General features: G+C 56.1%; 15 protein-coding genes and 1 pseudogene. 6 read left to right on the forward strand and 10 right to left on the reverse strand.

Features of this window, described 5'->3' with window-relative positions; translation table 11 throughout:
• The first annotated feature begins 120 nt into the window (after window positions 1–120).
• Window positions 121–2,247, forward strand: coding sequence for an EAL domain-containing protein (locus DIT72_RS16060; RefSeq protein WP_168355074.1), 2,127 nt, complete (start codon window positions 121–123; stop codon window positions 2,245–2,247).
• A 49-nt stretch (window positions 2,248–2,296) separates the two neighbouring features.
• Here DIT72_RS16060 and DIT72_RS18455 read toward each other — a convergent pair.
• Window positions 2,297–2,515: pseudogene (locus DIT72_RS18455) on the reverse strand (potassium transporter TrkG); the annotation flags it as partial.
• Between the two features lie 25 nt (window positions 2,516–2,540).
• Window positions 2,541–2,987, reverse strand: coding sequence for a potassium transporter TrkG (locus tag DIT72_RS18460; RefSeq protein WP_228260844.1), 447 nt, complete (start codon window positions 2,985–2,987; stop codon window positions 2,541–2,543).
• A 42-nt stretch (window positions 2,988–3,029) separates the two neighbouring features.
• Between DIT72_RS18460 and DIT72_RS16070 the strand changes: the two genes are divergently transcribed.
• Both DIT72_RS16070 and DIT72_RS16075 read left to right on the forward strand, forming a co-directional pair.
• Complete coding sequence (locus tag DIT72_RS16070; protein ID WP_228260845.1) at window positions 3,030–3,791, forward strand: potassium channel family protein; 762 nt, start codon at window positions 3,030–3,032, stop codon at window positions 3,789–3,791.
• Window positions 3,788–5,158 (forward strand): TrkH family potassium uptake protein, encoded by a 1,371-nt coding sequence (locus DIT72_RS16075; protein WP_135956263.1) that lies wholly within the window; start codon window positions 3,788–3,790, stop codon window positions 5,156–5,158. The genes DIT72_RS16070 and DIT72_RS16075 overlap by 4 nt, the downstream gene beginning before the upstream one ends.
• 513 nt (window positions 5,159–5,671) lie before the next feature.
• Here the strand turns inward: DIT72_RS16075 and thpD are convergent.
• From thpD to DIT72_RS16095, 4 genes are all read right to left on the reverse strand, one after another.
• The gene (gene thpD, locus DIT72_RS16080) at window positions 5,672–6,607 is read right to left on the reverse strand and encodes an ectoine hydroxylase (protein ID WP_135956264.1); all 936 of its coding nucleotides are present in this window, start codon (window positions 6,605–6,607) and stop codon (window positions 5,672–5,674) included.
• 12 nt (window positions 6,608–6,619) lie between these two features.
• Window positions 6,620–7,534 (reverse strand): L-histidine N(alpha)-methyltransferase, encoded by a 915-nt coding sequence (gene egtD, locus DIT72_RS16085; protein ID WP_228260851.1) that lies wholly within the window; start codon window positions 7,532–7,534, stop codon window positions 6,620–6,622.
• A gap of 16 nt (window positions 7,535–7,550) precedes the next feature.
• A complete protein-coding gene (gene egtB / locus DIT72_RS16090) occupies window positions 7,551–8,915 on the reverse strand; it encodes an ergothioneine biosynthesis protein EgtB (RefSeq protein ID WP_135956266.1) in 1,365 nt (454 codons plus the stop codon).
• A gap of 166 nt (window positions 8,916–9,081) precedes the next feature.
• Window positions 9,082–9,627, reverse strand: a complete 546-nt coding sequence (locus DIT72_RS16095) for a PRC-barrel domain-containing protein (protein WP_135956267.1) — start codon at window positions 9,625–9,627, stop codon at window positions 9,082–9,084.
• A 255-nt stretch (window positions 9,628–9,882) separates the two neighbouring features.
• On the opposite strand from DIT72_RS16095, the gene DIT72_RS16100 reads away from it, so the two are divergent.
• A complete protein-coding gene (locus DIT72_RS16100; RefSeq protein WP_135956268.1) occupies window positions 9,883–12,261 on the forward strand; it encodes a DUF748 domain-containing protein in 2,379 nt (792 codons plus the stop codon).
• Window positions 12,262–12,356: 95 nt separating this feature from the next.
• On the opposite strand, the gene DIT72_RS16105 is transcribed toward DIT72_RS16100, so the two are convergent.
• A complete protein-coding gene (locus DIT72_RS16105) occupies window positions 12,357–13,052 on the reverse strand; it encodes a VIT1/CCC1 transporter family protein (protein WP_135956269.1) in 696 nt (231 codons plus the stop codon).
• Between the two features lie 135 nt (window positions 13,053–13,187).
• Between DIT72_RS16105 and DIT72_RS16110 the strand changes: the two genes are divergently transcribed.
• Window positions 13,188–13,709, forward strand: a complete 522-nt coding sequence (locus DIT72_RS16110) for a DUF6448 family protein (RefSeq protein ID WP_135956270.1) — start codon at window positions 13,188–13,190, stop codon at window positions 13,707–13,709.
• A gap of 132 nt (window positions 13,710–13,841) precedes the next feature.
• The gene (locus DIT72_RS16115; protein ID WP_168355075.1) at window positions 13,842–14,762 is read left to right on the forward strand and encodes a GGDEF domain-containing protein; all 921 of its coding nucleotides are present in this window, start codon (window positions 13,842–13,844) and stop codon (window positions 14,760–14,762) included.
• Between the two features lie 56 nt (window positions 14,763–14,818).
• Here DIT72_RS16115 and DIT72_RS16120 read toward each other — a convergent pair whose 3' ends face one another.
• From DIT72_RS16120 to DIT72_RS16130, 3 genes are all read right to left on the reverse strand, one after another.
• Entirely contained in the window at window positions 14,819–15,346 is a 528-nt protein-coding gene (locus DIT72_RS16120) for a cytochrome b/b6 domain-containing protein (protein WP_135956272.1), read from the reverse strand.
• 89 nt (window positions 15,347–15,435) lie between these two features.
• The gene (locus tag DIT72_RS16125) at window positions 15,436–17,172 is read right to left on the reverse strand and encodes an isocitrate/isopropylmalate family dehydrogenase (protein WP_135956273.1); all 1,737 of its coding nucleotides are present in this window, start codon (window positions 17,170–17,172) and stop codon (window positions 15,436–15,438) included.
• A 37-nt stretch (window positions 17,173–17,209) separates the two neighbouring features.
• On the reverse strand, window positions 17,210–18,673 hold the full coding sequence (locus DIT72_RS16130) for a malate:quinone oxidoreductase (RefSeq protein WP_135956274.1): 1,464 nt from the start codon (window positions 18,671–18,673) through the stop codon (window positions 17,210–17,212).
• Window positions 18,674–18,970 lie beyond the last annotated feature (297 nt).

The following is an 18,970-nucleotide window of genomic DNA, read 5'->3' on the forward strand; positions in this document are numbered from 1 at the left end:
TATATGCCCTAGCATAATACATGGAGGTATGTTGTTACGGGCTGATCGGGCCCTGAGATCCGGATGATTTATGAACCACGCTGGTACCTTGCCAGTGCATCACGGAGGATGTCTCTAGCCATGAAGCTGGCCCAATTTATCCAGACAAACATGGAGCGACTGCTCGAAGACTGGGAAGAAGCCGCGCTGGACATCGCCCCGCAGTTGAAGGGCAAAGACAGCCCGGCTTTGAGGGATCATGCCCGTGAGATACTGGAGTTCATCACCGAAAATCTCCTGACCTCCCAGACTCGCGAAGAGTCGGCAGGCAAAGCCTTGGGTAAAGGCAGGTCTTCCGCTCCGGGCATTATTGATAACGAACATGGCATAGACCGTCTCAGGCAGGGTCTGTCCATGCTTCAGATGATACAGGAGCTCCAGGCACTGAGGGTTCGTATTACCAGTGCCTGGGGCGACGCACAGCACGACCTCACCGCAAAAGACATCAATGAATTAATACGGTTCAACGAGACCATCGACCAGTTGATTGTCAACTCGGTGTCTGGCTACTCCCATGGTTTCGATCAGGAAACACACCTGATCGAAACCATGCTGAAAGCCTCCCTCGATCCCGCCGCCATATTCGATCCCGATGGCAGGTACCTGTTTATCAATACGGCAATGGCCAATCTGGTCAATGAGTCACACAGGAACGTTATTGGCAAAACGCCACTTGAGCTGGGTGTGGATTTTGCCACCGAGTTTCACAGCGAAATTGCCACAACTGTCACTACCGGGCAATCACAGCGCAGGGAGTTCAGTCACGGTTTACCCTCGGGCCGTGATTTGTGCTTTGACTGCCAGTTTGTCCCGGTTTTTAACGACTGGAACCAAGTGGAAGCAATTGTCACGACATCGCGGGATATCACACAGCGCAAGCAGACGGACCATCAGGTCTGGCGAAGCGCCAATTTTGATTCGCTCACCGGCATCCCCAATCGGCGGCTGTTCCTTGATCGGCTTGAGCAGACATTGCGGGAGGCCCAGCGAAAGGGCAGCTTTTTTGCCCTGCTATTCATCGATCTGGACCGATTCAAGCAGGCCAACGACCAACTCGGCCACGAGGCTGGTGACCGGCTTCTGGCGCAGGTGGCCGAAAGGATAAGCACCAAGGTCCGGGCCATGGATACAGTGGCGCGTCTTGGCGGAGACGAATTCACTCTGATCCTTAAAGAAACTGACAGAGAGGGTGCGAAGGAGGCCGCCAAGGCACTTCTGATCAGTCTCGAACGGGCGTTTGACGTTGATTCTCACCGGGTCCACCTTTCCGGCAGCATAGGCCTTACGGTGTTCCCCGATGACGGCAGGGATGCGGCCAAGCTGATGCACAATGCCGACCAGGCTATGTACGCGGCCAAAGAAGATGGAGGCCAACAGGTTCAGGTCTACGAGTCCTGGATGGCGCAGAGCGAATCAGAGCATATGCGCCTGAACCGGGAACTGGATGATGCCCTCAGTGAAAGTCAGCTGGAGCTATACTACCAGCCTATAATCGACATCCGTACTGGAACCATATCCGGGGCAGAGGCGTTGCTCCGATGGAATCATCCGTACGAGGGATTGTTGACTCCCGATGCCTTTCTCAGTATCACCGAACAAAGCGGCCTGACGGACAGTATTAACGCCTACGTGCTGGAGCAGGCGATGATCTGTTCGCTCCGGTGGCGGGACCTGAGTGATGAGGCCTTTCCGATCAACATCAACGAATCACCCGCCTCCTTTTTCACCCGAAGTCTTGTAGACCAATGGCGAGCGCGGCTGGCGCAAGTTGGTCTCGATAAGAGCAATATCACCCTGGAGCTGACTCCGGCCTCCCTTAACAATATCCGTGCCTCCGGTTTCAATCCGGTCAGGAGCCTGGGTCTGGCAGGTTTGCGGCTCCACCTGGCAATCGACGATTTTGGTATTGAACCATTTTCCCTGCTGGCTCTTCAGGAGTTCAGGATGGACAGTGTGAAGATCGACAGAGAACTGATCAGGAACGCTGGCCAGGGTGGTAATGCAGACCGAATACTCGGGGCCATAATCGCTATGGCTCACGCCATAGACGTCCAGGTGGTTGCAGTGGGCGTTGAAACGGACCAGCAATTGCAATTCCTGTCCCATGCCGGCTGCGATTATGCCCAGGGTTTCCTGTTCTCCAGGCCCCTGCGCCAGGACGATTTCGAGGCACTGCTAGAACGGGAGCGCCAGAAAAAGCCTTGTTGAAGGCAAAGGATAAAAGAGGCTTCCGGAGACACCTGCGCCTGATTCAGTTTCAGTTACGCCAGAACTGGGGCGAGAACATCACGAACACACTCAGAAGCTCCAACCGCCCCAACAGCATCGCCATCATAAGCACCCACTTCGCTGCATCAGGCAATGGCTGGAAATTTCCCGCCGGGCCGATCGTGTCACCCAGGCCCGGGCCCACGTTTGCCAATGCCGTAGCCGCCCCGCTCAGGCTTGTTGTCAGATCTAGCCTCAGCAGCGCCAGAACTGATGCGACAACTGGAACATCTTCATGCCGCCGCTGGTTGATCCCGCAGTAGCGGCTGGGCCTGACCATTCAGTAGCCTGACGAACAGGAAGAATGGAATGCCACCAAGCATCATGAAGACAGTAGACGCGAAAAGAATCGAAAGCTGGCTGTACTGCCCCATCGAGCTGTCAGACGTCGAATAACCGCCTGTCGAGACCGTGGTCAGGGCATGGTTGAGCGCATTGAACAGATCCATTCCCAGGAGCCAGTAAACGGAAATGCAGCTGACGGTCAGAATCAGGTAACTGAATACCAGCCCTCGAGCCAGACGGTTAGTGCGTGGAACCGCCTTCTCAGCCCATTCAGAGGATTCCGTGGCAAACAGGCGCATACCACCAATTCTGAGAAACGGCAGGATTGCCACGGCCATACCAATGATTCCGATACCGCCCAGCAGATATTCGCGGACTTCACAAATGCCAGCCAATCCGGTGTCTCTCCATACACTAAAAGATTAACCGGAAGTGTCATGAAAAAGCTGAGGAGGATCAGCAGGAATCCCTCGCTGGTATGTGCGACGATTTTCAGCTATACCACTTCTTTTACACTACATGGAGTCCGGGGGACAGTCGCGCGCATGGTTGAAAAGCAGCAGTTTATTGTCATTGGCCTTGGCATTTTCGGAGCAACCGTTGCCAGGGAGCTGACCCGGCTGGGGCATGAGGTCCTTGGTATCGACTCGGATGAGAATCGCGTCGACCGACTGTCGGAGGAGTTAACCCATGCAGTGATCGCTGATGTAACTGATGAAAACGCCCTCGTTGAATTAAACGCTGGCAGTTACGATGCAGCGGTGGTCGCCATTGGTCGAAATGTCGAGGCCACCATGCTGGCAACCCTGCAACTCTGCGAACTTGGGGTGGAAAAGGTATGGGCCAAGGCACTGACACACCAGCACCACCGGATTCTGGAACGGCTCGGAGCAACCCGTATCATAGCGCCGGAACACGAAATGGGTATCCGGATCTCCCAGGAACTGAACTACCCGATGGTGCACGATTACCTTGGACTCGACGATGATTACTTTATCGTCGATTTTCACACCACAGAGGATCTCATCGACAAGACCATTGGCGAGATCATAAATGGTGAGCCTGTTGAAGCACTCGTTGTTAAGCGGATGAAGGAGGCGCACCCTCATCCGGATCATAGCTGGAAGATACGCAATGGAGACCGGATTGTACTGGGCGGCCAGTTGGAAGACCTTAGAGATCTCGTTAACCGCCTATGAAAATACATTTTCTGGATCTGGTGTCGGATCGCACCACTGGCAAAGGATCAGGTCGCAAGGCGGGCATCAATCCTCCCCGACTGCTGCTTGAATCGTTTCTGGTGCTGATAGCAATTGGCGCCGGCCTGCTGAAACTGCCTTTTGCCACCGTCGAACCCGTTACCTGGATGGAAGCTGCATTTACTGCAACGTCAGCAGTGACCGTTACCGGTTTGATCGTTGTGGATACGGGCAGCCAGTTCACGCTGTTCGGCCAATTGGTCATCTTGACCCTGATTCAGCTCGGGGGCCTGGGACTGATGACATTTGCGGTATTAACCGCCCTCGCCCTGGGTTTCAAACTTCGTCTGAAACAGCAGCTCGTCGCCCAGGAAGCTTTCAATGAAATCTCGCTCCAGACGGCCGGAGGGGCCGGTAAGTCCATTGCGGTTTTTGCGTTGACTGCAGAAGCCATCGGTATTGTAGTCCTGAGCCTGTTCTTTGTGCCCGAGCTGGGCTGGAAGGACGGTCTTTACGAGGCGCTGTTCTACACGATTTCTGCATTCAACAATGCCGGCTTTGCATTATCACCCGATAGCCTGTCAGCGTATGTGGATCACCCGGGCATCAGCCTCTCGGTCACTGCGCTGTTCATAACCGGCGGCCTCGGCTACATTGTCATGATGGAGCTATTGGACAGGCGCAGCTGGTCGCGGTTATCCGTATACGTAAAAGTGATTCTGCTGGCCACTCTGCTCCTCAACGTGACGGCAACTGGCGCCATTCTGCTTCTGGAATTTGGCAATCCGGCCACCCTCGGCGCCCTCGACAGTTTCTGGGATAAGCTTCTGGCGGCCTGGTTTCAGGGGGTGACGCCACGAACGGCTGGTTTCAACACTTTTGATATTGGCGCGTTAACCGCCGGAACCAGTGTTTTTATGTTGCTTCTGATGTTTATTGGCGGCGCACCCAATTCCACGGCCAGTGGCATCAAGATCTCTTCGTTCGTCATCCTTATTGCGGCAACCCGATCGTTCCTCCGGGGGAGTCACGACGTCAGTCTTCTTCGACGCTCTCTGAGCAGCGAGACAGTCCTCAAGGCGCTGGCGACCGCGACTATCGGCATGGCGGTCGTCTTCGTGGCTGTACTCACCCTGAGCATTCTGGTGGAAGATGATTTTCTCGACATAGCCTTTGAAGTAGTCTCCGCGTTCGGCACTGTCGGCCTGTCCCGGGGCACAACCGGCGAACTTGGCACAGCAGGCCAGTTGGTGATCATGGCGGTCATGCTGATAGGCCGTCTTGGTCCTCTCACTCTGGGATACACCCTGACAGCGCGGCGAAAATCCCACGTTCGCTATGCCAGGACCGAGTTCCCCGTTGGTTAACAACCGTATGGAACACAAAGAAAGTACACCCGAAGGCTTGCCAAAAGCGTATCTGGTCGCGGTTGATGGCTCAAACCAGGGAGAAGCACTGGTCGGGGCCGGTTTGCAAATGGGGGCCCTTTCGCAAATCCACCACCGGCAGGCTTCTGAAACAGGCCAGTACCCTTGAAGTCATGTTTGTCCCGGTTCCCCGATAGCATTCCCTTAACGCACGAAAGTGCGCGGGAATATTGACCGCCGGAAGGCCTACTTCCTTTCCTCCGATTGCGCGGACTGCACAATCAAAACCCTGTTGCGCGGATTTGGACCAAGGCCCATTAACAGCAAACAGCACCATGACTTCTTGCTATGACAAATTTCAGTATATTCAGAGATTGAGAGTTTGCAAAAAGCTGTCGTGAATTTCTGGAAGTAAATGGCCTAACCCCTTTTACGATGATTCCCGAGTCTAAAAAATGGTTGCCGGGTTGGCCAGGTACGCCAGATTTAGTGCTTTGGTTGGTCATTTATTGCTCATGCCAGTTCCGGAAAATCGTCATGCATGGTCAGGGGTGTTGTGTTTTCCCGGGCCCCCAGGAAGTCGGGCCGTTCCGAATTGGCGGCATAGGGCTCTTTCAGGAGGTTGTCGACACTATTGTAGACAAAGAACAGATTGGACCTGGGCCAGGGAGATATGTTGGCATTTGATGCGTGCAGAGTGTTGCACTCAAACAGCATCAGCGAACCTGCAGGCCCCTTGGGCGCCTGAATACCGCCGCGATCGGCCATCATCTTGAGGGCCTTCTGGTCCGGAATCCCCAATCGCTGGGACCGGAGGGATTGTCGCCAGTTGAGGTCCGGCGTTTCACCCACACACGGGATGAAGTAATGATGGGAGCCGGGAATCAGCATCAGCGGTCCATTGAATTCGCTGTTGTCCGTGAGCATCAGCGAGGCGCTGACCGCCCGCATGCGGGGCATGCCATCTTCACTGTGCCACGTCTCGAAATCCGAGTGCCAGTAAAACCCGCTGCCTTCGAACCCCAACTTGTCATTAATCCGCGATTGATGAATGTAGACCTCGCTGCCGAGCAACTGTCTGACCATGCCCAGGATACGGGGGTCTCGGGTCAGGCGGCTGAAGTGCTCGGAAAACTCATGCATGGCGAACACTGAGCGGATGTCACCAGTGGTAGGGTCCCGGATAACCTGGTCTGATGCCAACAGTTCCTTGTCCTGCGCCATCTCAAGAAGTTCGTCGAAGAAAGGAGCCATCCGCTCCTGATTGAAGAACCCTTCAAACCACAGAAAGCCATCCCGCTCATACTTTGATAACGCGACCTCATCCAGTGGTCCGTGCCAGCGGTATTTATTGCCGGAATGGACCACGGGATCGGTTCGGATAAAAGGAGCGACCCGATCTTCCGACTCTTTCAGGCGTGAAGGAAAGGCATCACTGGCCTGGCTCATGGTAAAACCCCTTTATCTTGAACTGGATATCAAATAATGGATGCTGAACAGCCCGTCGTCGTCAAACCAGACCCTGCGGCTCGAGAAACCAGCGCGGCCAGCTAATCGCTGGAAGCCGGGAATGGAGTACTTATAAGAGTTTTCGGTATGGATCGACTCCCCTTTCCTGAAACGAATGGACTTGGTATTCAGGGACAACACCTGAAAGTCCCGACTATCCAGATGCATCTCGATTCGTGACTGTCGTTCATTGAAGAACGCCCGGTGGCTGAACCCCTCCCGCTCGATGTCAAACCCCAGCTCTTTGCGCAATCGATCCAGAAGGTTCAGGTTGAATTCTGCAGTGATGCCATCGGCGTCATTGTAAGCCGACTCCAGAATGGCGTGGTCCTTGAGAAGATCCACTCCAACAAGCAGACCGCTTCCAGTGGGCAGGCAGCGGCGCAGACTGATCAGAAAACGTTCAGCCGCTTCCGGGGTAAAATTGCCAATACTGGAGCCGGGGAAGAAGGTAACCAGTCGCTTCGGACTGATGCCCTCCGGTAAAGCGACCCCCCGGGTGAAATCCGCACAGGCGGCATGCACCTCGAGCCACGGGTAATCCGCCGCAAGGCGACGGGTACTGCTGACCAGGAAATCCCGGGAAATATCGACGCCCAGATAGCACCGTACCGAGAGTGACTCGAGTAAAAGGCGGACCTTGCGACTTGCACCACTGCCCAGTTCCACCAGGGTTGCGTCCTTGCCGGCCAGCTCTGCGATTTCGGGCATCGCCTGCCGGAGAATCGCCTCCTCTGTCCTTGTCGGATAATATTCCGGGAGTTCACATATTTTCTCGAAAAGCTCTGAACCTTTCTGATCGTAAAGGTATTTGGGGGAACAGTATTTTGGCCTGGAGCTCAGTCCCGCGATCACTTCTTGCGCCATCGTGGGGAAGTTGTCTTCAGACAGCTGATTGTGAAAATGAATCTCTGCAATGTTCACCGGTAGCCTCCCTGGCAAGTCTGAACCCTGAAAAGGCCCAGCGGGCTGATGGCGGGAAAAAATTGCGGTACGTAGGCCGGACATGGCTGGCAGGAGTGGCGCAACACCCTCCCCTCAGCACCATCTGCCCGGACATGAATTTGCCGTTGTACTCGCCGAGACTCCCGGAGAGTGTCCTGAACCCCGGATAAGGCCTGTAGGCGCTGCCCGTCCATTCCCAGACATCGCCAAACATCTGCAACGGCGGATCTTGCGGGTTGCGGACAGTGCCAGCCTCGGTGGCAACTGGTTGCAGGTAGCCGCTATCAGCAAAATTGCCGTTCAAGTCCCGGGTATTGACGGCGGCGTGCTCCCATTCCGCTTCGGTGGGCAGGCGTCCCCCCGCCCAGCGCGCGAAGGCATCAGCCTCGTAAAAACTGACATGGCACACCGGCGCAGCGGTATCCACCGGGAGCAAACCTGTCAGAGTAAAGTGATACCACCTCTCCCCGTCCCGGACCCAATACAGGGGCGCCGTCCAGCCCTTCTCCCGGATCAGGTGCCAGCCGTCCGAGAGCCAGAGGGCCGGGTCCTGATAACCGCCCTGCTCCATGAAACGTATATACTCCTGGTTGGTCACCGGGCGCGTTGCCAGCTCGAAAGGTTCGAGGTACTGGCGATGTGCCGGCCGTTCGTTGTCGAAGGCAAACGCCTCGCTGTCCGGCTCCAGGCCGATGGTCAACAGTCCGCCTTCGTAGGTCCGCCATCCCATGGGCGCGGGGCGACGCGTTGGCGGGACCTTCAGGCGCTTGCTATAGATCGGTCGCAGCGGGTTCTGGGCCAGAATGTGCTTGATGTCCATGGCCAGCAGTTCCTGGTGCTGCTGTTCATGGTGGATGCCCAGGCAGACCCGTTCGGCAATGGCGCGGCTATGCTCCGACGGCGCATTGCACAGCAACAGCTCCATGGCTTCATCCACGTAATGCCGGTAACGATAGACGTCAGCTACGGTCGGCCGGGAAAGCAACCCACGCCTGGGCCGGGGAAAAGGGCTGCTGTGGGTTTCATAATAGGAATTGAACAGATAGTCATAGCTGTCGTTCTGGGACACATAGCCCTTCACAAACGGCTTTAGTAAAAAGGCTTCAAAAAACCAGGTAACATGGGCGAGATGCCATTTTGGCGGGCTGACGTCGTCCATGCTCTGGATGACGTAATCTTCGGTCTCCAGGGGAATACACAACTGTTCGGTAACAGCCCGAACGTCCCTGAAAGCTTCCAGCCAGCCTTCCGGCGAAGTGGGCTCATCGGCGAGAGCGGGGTAAAGCGGTTCCGCATGGGACATGGCGGCGTTCCTGTTTATGGGTCTTGCCCGTATTATGGGTCTTGCCCGTAGCCATCAATGGCCAACCACCGGTACCTTAATCCTGCACGGCAGACACCAGGTCAGATGGCGCCTGCCGGCAGTGAGTCTGTTTTCAGGTTAGAGCCGTCAAACAGGATCAGTCAAATCAGTTTTCAACCTTATCCTCTGCGCCATCAGACATGCCTCCCACTCCCTGCTTGACGTTCTGCCAGGCGGAAGAGGTAGCCTGCTTGGTGTCCTCCCAGGCGCTGCGGCTAGTTTCCTTGGTGTTTTCCCAGGCCTGACTCATGGCGTCACTGGTCTGGTTCCACCAGCTTTCATCGTATTCCGGCAGTTCCTTGACCTCATCCTGGGTCGCTTCGATATGGACCTCGTAATCCTGATCGCCGAACTCGTTGGCGCCCTCACCTTCCATGCGCAGGGTGAAGGTGCCCCGCTCGGCTACGACATCACGACCACCCAGGCCCAGTACATCACCGGTCTTGATCACCAGTGAGTGGACCGACATGTTGTCGTCCATGAGGATGTTCTCTACCTCACCAATCTCCTCACCGTTGCTGTCGAAGACTTCTGCGTCCATCAGGTCATCCGCTGAATACAGCCCCTGGGCGGCATTGGCCGACAGGCTGAAAGCCATGGAACCGGCCACCAGAAAGATGCCCGTTGCCCGACTCAAGCGTGTGCGTATCATAAGTGAACTCCTGTATTTGCTGTACTCCTGTGGGTTACCCCGTGCCAGGAGCGCGGGGTATTTGTACGCGATGAACAGCGATCACGTTATCAGTAACGCTAGCAGCACCTGGATGATTTGGCTAATCAGCATTGCCACCCTCAATACCCATTTCGCCATATCGACAAGGCGAGGTGATGGACAAATGAAGAAGTGACGCTGGGCAATGGCCTGTCTACACTGGGTATTATGATTCATTCCAATGATCGTAGTGTTATGCAAAGGGCCCCTTTCCGCCGGTTTGGCGGCTACCTGAGAACAAAGTGGGCATCACCGCGCCGGCTCCGGTTCTGGCTGCTCGTGCTGGTGGTCCTGTACACCCTGCTGGGCTTCTTCGCGTTGCCCTGGATCATTCAGTCCGTCGCAGTGAGTACCGTTCAGGAAGATTTTGGCCGCGAACTCCGTATAGAGTCGGTGCAGACCAACCCCTACATGCTCACGCTCCGGATTGACGGGGTCGAACTTGACGACACTGACAACCGGCAACTGCTGGGCTGGAACCGGTTGTTCATTGATCTCGCCTGGTCGAGCCTGGTCAACAGAACCTGGATTTTCCAGACAATCCGACTCAACAAGCCAGTGGTTCAGGAAGAACGCTTCGCCTCGGGCGAAACCCGCCTCACCCGGCTTGCCCCCGAGTCTTCTGACAAGGCCCCGGCCGATGACAAGGCTCCGGGCGAAGATGAACCAGATTCATTGCCGGCGTTGCGGATCAACGATCTGCAGATCGAGAACGGTGTTCTGCGCTTCGCTGACAATCTGCAGGACCCGGCTGCTGCCGATAAACCGGAACAGGTGTCGTTGGCGTTGCAGGATGTCAGGTTATCCGTAACGGACTTCACGCTGCAGAAAGACACACATTTTCCTCTGCGTCTGGCCGGACAGCTCGCGGGTGGCGGTAAGCTCGCCTTCGACGGTACGCTTCAACTTCTACCAAGCCCAGCCCTGGAGGGCGGCGCCCGTATCGATGAGCTGGCGCTTCTGCAGGCAGAACCCTACCTGAGGCAGTTTGCGAACGTGCGACTCGGTAGCGGGAACCTGAACCTGAGCGGGCAGATCCATACAGACGCGCGGCAGCCCTTTGCCTTTCAGGGCTCCGCCGGCATCGACGCGCTGAGCATCAGCGAGGGTCCCGATGACGAATCACTCATCGGATGGCAAAGCCTTCAGATCGACGAGCTAGATATGCGTCTCAAAGAGAGACAGCTTGAAACCGCTACTATCACTGTCGACGGTCTGTCCGGCCGGATAGTCATCCACGAAGACCAGACCACCAACTTCGGGCAACTCGTGGCGAAGCCACCGGACGACCCCGAGGATAATGATGGCGCCGAGCAAACGAAAGACACTGATGAAGAAGCGACCCCGTTCGGTGTCACTATTGAAAGCATTGAGCTGACCGACGGCGCGCTGCGGTTTGCAGATTACTCCCTGCCGCTGCCCTTCTCAACGAGCATTCACACGTTGAGCGGACAGATATCGACTTTGAGCTCTACCTCGGCCGAGCCGGCGCGGGTTAAGCTTGAAGGCCAGGTGGCAGAGTTCGGTCTGGCGCACGTCGAGGGTGCCGTCCACGCCTGGCATCCTACACGCCAGACCAACCTGCATCTCAGGTTCCGTAACCTCCGGATTCCGGAATACTCTCCTTACACGGTGGACTTTGCCGGCCGCAAGATCGCCGGAGGTACCATGGATCTCGATCTCGACTATACGGTCAAAGACAGGCAACTCGAGGGACAAAACAACCTCGTGCTCCATGATCTGAAGCTCGGCGAAAAGATGGCCTCCAGCGACGCCATGGACCTGCCGCTGGACCTCGCTATCGCCCTGCTCCAGGACAGCGACGGCGTCATTGATCTGACTCTACCTGTGACCGGGAATGTTGGGGACCCGGAATTCGACTTTGACAAGGTCATTCGCGAGGCACTGGGGAACGCCATAACGTCTGTCATCAAGGCACCGTTCAGTTTTCTGGCAGGCCTCGTCGGAGCTGACTCCGAGGACCTTGGCCAGGTTGAGTTTACGCAGGGCGGTACCGACCTGCTCCCTCCCCAGCGGGAGCGTATTGCCAAGCTACGCGAGGCACTGAACCAGCGCCCGGCGCTGGCCCTGGAGCTTGCCGGCCCCTATAGCCAGGCTTTTGATGGCCCGGCCCTGCAGCATGAGAAAGCCATCGAAACCCTGCGGCAACGCCTGGCTGAAGCAGACCGCGAAGTTGCGGATCCCAGCCTGACCGTCGAGCCCAATCAGGATATTGTCGAAACGATGTTCACCACGTATTACCCGGATATTGATCTGGAGGCAGTCCAGGCGCGTTTTACTGACAAACAGACCGGGTCGTCTGACGAGACTGACATTGACGCCCTGGCCTACCGTAACCACCTCGCCGAACGGGTCATCGCGGCACAACCGGTCACGGACGCTGAGCTCGAAGCCATCGCCGACGCCCGCGCATCGGCGGTACGGGACGCGCTGGTCAAACCAGATGCGGATACCGGTATCGCATCTGACCGGGTGCGCCTTCTGGATCCCGAAGAGATCGACTCAGTGGAGGGCGAGCGTATTGCCATGGAAGTTGGTCTCACCGCCGATTGACGCAAGCGACACCCGGCACTGGAAATCACCCCCGGCAAGCCGACTTCTTCGGTCTCGCAACATCGGTGTTCACAGGGGGAGTGAAGCCAGAGGTTTTATCCCGCAGAGCCGAGCATGGCGCCAATAGCTCCAGTCGCCACCATCGTGAGCGTTCCCCAAAGAAACACACGCAGCGTCCCGCGGACGATGGGGGCTCCTCCCGTCCAGGCGGCGAGTGCTCCAAGCACCGCGAGAAATGCCAGGCTGACGGCCAGTACGACCGGTATGATCAGAGAGCCCGGCACCAGCCACATCGCAAGAAGTGGCGGCGCCACGCCCACAGTGAAACTCAGGCCTGAGGCACCCGCTGCCTGCAGTGGTCGGGCACTGGCAGCGTCGGTGATGCCGATCTCATCCCGGGCATGAGCCCCAAGAGCGTCGTGCTCCATGAGCTGACGGGCCACCTTGTCGGCAAGCTCAGGCTCCAGGCCCCTCCGCTCATAGATCCTGGCAAGTTCCTTGTGCTCCTCCCGCGGATAGCGCTCGAGCGCACGGCGCTCCATATTAAGGTCCGCCTCCTCTGTGTCCGCCTGGGAACTTACCGAAACATATTCCCCCGCCGCCATCGAAAGCGCGCCGGCAATCCATGCCGAAACGCCAGCAATGGCAACACTCGATGGTGATGACTGGGAGGCCGCAACGCCCAGCACCAGAGCACCAACCGAGACAAGGCCGTCATTCGCACCAAGTACAGCAGCCCGAAGCCAGCCAACTCGCTGTGTGCGGTGATGTTCGCGATCTATGTAGGACATGAATGCAAGGCCCTCCACCAGGCTTATCCGGAGCAAAAGCATTGAAGTGCTCAAAAAAATACATACTGTATATTTCTGTAGAGGAAGGCAAATGACAGGTATATCTCTTAAACCCGACAGCAAGGAGAAGAAATTATGCCTCCACATTGCGACACACTCGACGGTCCGGTCGTTACAGCAGCCCGACATGCTCTGGAATCGCAGGATGTAACAAAGGTATTTCCCTGGATTTCGGAAGATCAGGAGGAGGAAATAAGGCAGGCTTTCCAGAAGGCATCAAATGTAAGAAAGAACGGCGCTGAAGCCAAAGAACTTGCCGATTACTGGTTTTTCGAAACCTGCGTTCGGGTTCACAGAATGATGGAGGGCGCTCCCTATACAGGCTTGAAACCTGCAGGCCTGGACGAGGGGCCAGCTGTTCGCACCGTAGACGAATGCGTCGAAATCGGGTCAGTGGAAAATCTGCTTGATTTACTGCACAACGCCGTGGAGGAAGGTATCAGGGAAAGGTTTAGCCAGAGTATGGAAAAGAAAGCTCAAGCGGGAGAAAGTGTCGAAGCAGCCCGCGCCTGGGTCAGGTCGTATATTGATTTCGTGCATCAGGCAAAAGCAATTTACGACACAGCCGAAGGCGAGGTTTCTCATGAGGAAGAGTAAACATCCTTCCTCCATCTGTCTGTTACCGCACAAACAGGACTGTGATTTTACTGATAGCGTGCAGTTTTAACGGGTTAAACGGGGCCCACGCCTTATCTCCCGCCAATGTATTGCACAGAAGGCCCCCTCGCTATGAAGCTTGCCCAGTTCATCGATGCGGAAATAGAGCAACTTCTCAAAGCCCGGGAATTGATAGGCGAAGCCCTTGATCCCGCCGCCTCATCGGGCCCCGGTGCCAGGCGGTTGCCTACCGATACGGTGATAGATGATCTGGTCAATGCGCCGTATCGGGATGCTATTGGCAAAGCCCCCCTTGAGTTGGTGCTGGATCTTGCTACAGAGTTGCGCGATGCGATCACCACCACCGTTACCACCGGGCAGACTCAGCACAGGGAGTTTCATCACGGTTTACCCTCCTGTTTTGACTGCCAGTTTGTCCCGGTTTTTAACGACCGCAATGAAATCGAAGCTGTCGTCAAGACATCACGGGACATCACCGGGCGCAAGCAGACTGACTATCAGCTCTGGCGTAGTGCCAATTTTGATACACTCACCGGCCTCCCCAACCAGCGGCTGTTCACTGATCGGCTTGAGCAGACCCTTCTGGAAGCCACGCGAAAGGACAGTTCCTTTGCCTTGCTGTTCATCGATCTGGATCGTCTCCAGCAAACCAGCGACCAGCCTGGTCACGAAGCGGCTGACCGGCTTCTGGCGCTTGTGGCCGACAGGATAAGCTCCAGAGTCCGGGCCATGGACACCGTGGCCCGTCTCGGCGGAAAACAGTTCACCCTGATCTTGAAGGAAACCGACAGGGACGGTGCGAAGCAAGCGGCCACGGCGCTGCTAGCCAGCCTCGAGCGGACGTTTGAGGTTGATTCTCAGCCGGTACACATTGCCGGTAGCATCGGCCTGACCATTTTCCCCGATGACTGCAGGGATGCTGAAGAGCTGATGCACAACGCCGACCAGGCCATGTACGCTGCCAAAGAGCATGGTGGCCAACAGGTTCAGTGCTACGAGGCCTGGATGGCACAGAGCGAGAGCCAGTTCTGACTTTTGTTATTCTGTTGGGCACCTGGTCCCGCCTGTGACGCGTTGTCGGTTTGTGCTCAAGACAGATCTGCAGGTGTCTCCTGCCGCTTTGACAGATAGTGTCTCACCGCTCCGAGAAAATGCAGCCCTATCAGTATGGGCAGTACGTAAATGCCCAGAATAATATGGACGGATTCAGCCGGCTCGTGCAGCAACGAGAGTGATTCCAGCGGCAGGGAAACACTGAACCAACCGAAGACATCGATGGCCTCGCCCTCTGTGAAGATGTACAGGGGCCCGGTGATTACCTGGAGGACCAGCGCCAACAGGATCAGACTTTGCACGGAGAACGCGGCCCGGGACTCCAGACGTGTATGGCCCTGGCTGGGTGGAAACCCCTCGAAGATCCGATAGGCCACCCGCCAGAGGACGAACCAGAAAACAAAAAAGCCCAGGGCGACGTGTACGCCCATAATGTAGCCCTCAGTATTCTCGTCAGGGGCGTAGGCAGCGACGAACCCCAGTACGAGCATGACGATCACCACCAGGGCGGTGATCCAGTGATTGAGAGTCGAGAGACCCGAATAGCTGCGTGGTGCGTTCATTTAACCTCCCTCAGTGAATAAGCTGCAAGCGCTCGGTAAACCGCAGCAAATCCCCAATGATCAATCAGCCAGCGAATGTTCGCCAGAAATTACCGGAGCGCCTCCTCTACAGCATCCAGAAAACCTGCCATGTCCACTACCTGCTCCGAATCCGGGGCAATGGTCTTGCCCTTGAGGTCCGCGGTGACAATACCCCTGTCTACTGTGTCGGTCAGTGCTGCCTTGAGATTGACGGCGTATTCGGCCAGAGGCTCGTTGCCCTCGCGCTCACCCAGGGTTTCCAGGGCATTAGCCAGTGCGAAGATCAGGGCGGAGGGATTGAAGTGAGCGTCGCGGCCGTCGCTCTCCAGATATTTCAGGTAGAGATCATGGGCGGTGCCATGGGGCGCCTCGAAGAGCATGGTGCCGTCCTTGCTCTCGATAATAGAGCTGGCAGTGGCGAGGCTGCCGCCGAGGGCGGCCGAGATATCCGAGAAGATGTCACCGTCCAGATTCTGCGAGGGATAGAGCGCGTTTCTGGGGGGGTCAGTGATCATCTTCTTGAGCTGACTGGAGGGCCGCATGATCATGAATGAAGGCGGAGGCGTATGCTCCTGCGCCAGTTCCCGACGCACTTCGGTGATCACGTTGCTGAAGACTTCGTCGTACTCCATGTATTCGCGCTTGAGACCGAAATAGACTTCTTTGTCCTTGCGGGAGGCGTCGCGGAACACCTGTGTTACCCAGTCCTTGATGGCTTCACGGTCGTTGGACATGAGCAGCATGGGATCGCCTTTCCTGACGCGGCGGGCATGCTTCTCTTCGCCGTCTACGATCACCTTGATGATGCCGTCTTCCTGTGCCGGCATGTTGAAGCTGCCGTACTGGTCGCCACCGCCGGCACTCATGCGGGAGATGGACACGTGGGCTCCTCGGCCGGGAATGCCGAATTTCCGAAGCTGGTTGACCAGTTTGAAGAGCTTGCGCCCGGTGGTGTTGTCAGGCACGCCCCAGAGGGCTCGATCCGGCGGATTGGAGACGATGCGAGCGGCCTGGGCATCGATGAGCTCGTAGTAGTAATTCAGCCCCAGATCCTTGATCTGCTGACGGTAGTCACTGTCGTAGATGTCTTCAATTACTGTCCGCATGGCGCCATCGTAGCCGGGGATAACGGTGTCTTTCAGGCCCAGGTAGACATCTCGTTTTTCGTCAATAGCCCGCTGGAAGAAACGGTGAGCCCAGGCTTTGACGTCCTCCATATCATTGGTGGCCAGCAGCCACGGGTCTCCTTTACAGACCTCGCGGCGGTGCAACTCCACCGGGTCTCCGCTGCTGCCCACAAACATCAGCTTGACCACACCCGTGGCTTCGGAGAGCTGGTTGAAGCTCTCCTTGATGCCACCAAACTCCATGGTATCCACTTCGATGTCGCGCCCTATCCAGTCCGGCCGGCTGATGTTGAGGTTGCGAAACTGGATGTCCTCGCGAGTAATGTTGCCGCCGATGCCCTTGCGGATGGCGCCGTTAGGCGATTTGGTGGCCAGTGGATGAAGATTGGCGGCGTCCACATCCGGGTGCTTGCGGAGCAGGTCCTCAAGTTGTTGCCGATTGACGGTCATGCCGGCGTTCTTCACCCCTACCCCATGACGCTGAAGGGCATCGATGGCATCGATGACTGCCGCGCCATTGGTCAGCAGGCGATGTTCCGCCGACAGGTCGATTTCCTCGAGCTGGATGTCCAGGCGCGCGGCCACGAATTTCCTGAGAATCTGCTCGAAAGCAACCTGGGCCATTTCGTCACCATGAAGAATGACCAAAGGCGAAGTTACTTTGATCCTGTTGTCCATAGATTTCTCCCTGCGGTATTAACGGTGTAGGTCGACCTCATTGCGCCTTTGACCGGGTTATTCCCAGCTGTCTGTTCACTGCATCACGAATCTCACGATAGCGATCAGGGGCGTTGATCAATGTATCCAGATCATCCTCGGGAAACATTTCCTGCTTCTTTTTCCTGGCTTCTTCTTTGGAAAAGATAGACGGTAACAACTGTTCCAGACAGCGCAACATAACTTCGGGCGAAACCGACGCCCCGGGAGAGGCTCCCAGCAGCGTCCCGTAAGTCTTGTCCTTGGACACGACAATTTCCGTGCCCATCTGCAAGTCTCCGTCTTTAATGATCTGCACCCGTTGGCCGGCGGCAATCGGTTTCCAGTCAAACTTTTTACTCAAGCCAGGCGCAAAGCTGTCCAGCTCCTCGAACATGCTCTTTTCGCCCTTGAAACTCTCTGAAACCAGATATTTGACCAGCGGAAAATGCTCCAGGGCAACGTTAAGCAAGCCGGGGATATCATGAAGACGAATGGACGTCAGGTAATCAAAAAAACCACGACCTCTCTCGAGAACCGGTTTGAATGATGCGAAAGGACCGAACAGTAAATAGTGTTTGCCATCCACGACCCGCAAATCCAGATGCGGTACGGACATGGGGGGCGCACCGACTTTCGCCTTGCCATAGGTTTTGGCCGTGTAATACCTGGCCTGCTCTTCGCTGATCTGAGCCTGCAAAAAACGCCCGCCGACTGGAAAGCCGGCAAACCGGCTGCGGAACGGCAAGTGGCTTCTTTTCAGAAGTGGAAATGCGCCCCCGCCCGCGCCTACAAAGAGCACATCTGCCTTATGCTGTACCGGAACCCCTTTGCTGACGGCTTCAATAACCCAGCGTCCGGTCGGGCTCCGGTGAACGCGTCTGACATGGGTGCCGTACTCGATCCGGACACCCAGATCATTCACGGCATACTCTGCCATCTGCTCCGTTAAAGCACCAAAATTAACGTCCGTGCCTGTCTCAATAACGGTCGCCGCCATCTTTTCATGGCGCGGGCGCTCCTCCATGGTATAGGGAATCCAGCTCTTTATTTCATCAAAGTCTTCCGAATAACGCATGTGCTCAAAAAAGTGATGAGCCGACATTTCCTTGAATCGCAATTTCAGCTCTTGGATAGCAGGTTCGGAAACAATGGTGCAGTGCTTGGTCTGATTGATAAACGTCGTAGGGTCCTTGATCGCGCCCTTTTCGATCAGATAAGCCCAGAACTGCTTGGCAACGTTGAACTGGGCATGAATCTTCAGAGCTTTCTCAACCGAAATGACCTCTTCGTCAACCGGGGTATAGTTCAGCTCGCAGTTCGCTTCATGCCCCGTGCCGGCGTTCCAGAATGCCGAGGAGTTTCCTTCACCGGGACCGTCGAGTCGCTCCAGAATAGTGATATCCAGATCAGGCACCATCTCTTTTGCCAGAGTGGCAAAAGTGGTTCCCATAATCCCCGCGCCGATGATGATTACGTTCATAGAGTCTACTCGTCAGTGTCAGTTTTCAGATATTAGCCAACAACATCTTCTGGCAAGAAAATACCATGCTTCTGGCATACTCCGAAAATCTGACGCAGGCCCTGCAATCCATCGTTACGGTATTTCCTCATGCAAGCGCCCCCATAGCCCGGAAGATATAGCATGCAGTGGACAGGTAGCAGACACTGTCGGCGGCGCTGAGCAGGTCGGCCAGAGACCAGCTATTATATTGTACGGAAGGGGGCCGTTCTTGCCTGACATAATGAAACAACCTCCAGCACATCATAGCCATTTAGA

Origin of the sequence: Marinobacter orientalis, assembly GCF_004792665.1 — a bacterium.
Taxonomy (GTDB): domain Bacteria; phylum Pseudomonadota; class Gammaproteobacteria; order Pseudomonadales; family Oleiphilaceae; genus Marinobacter; species Marinobacter orientalis.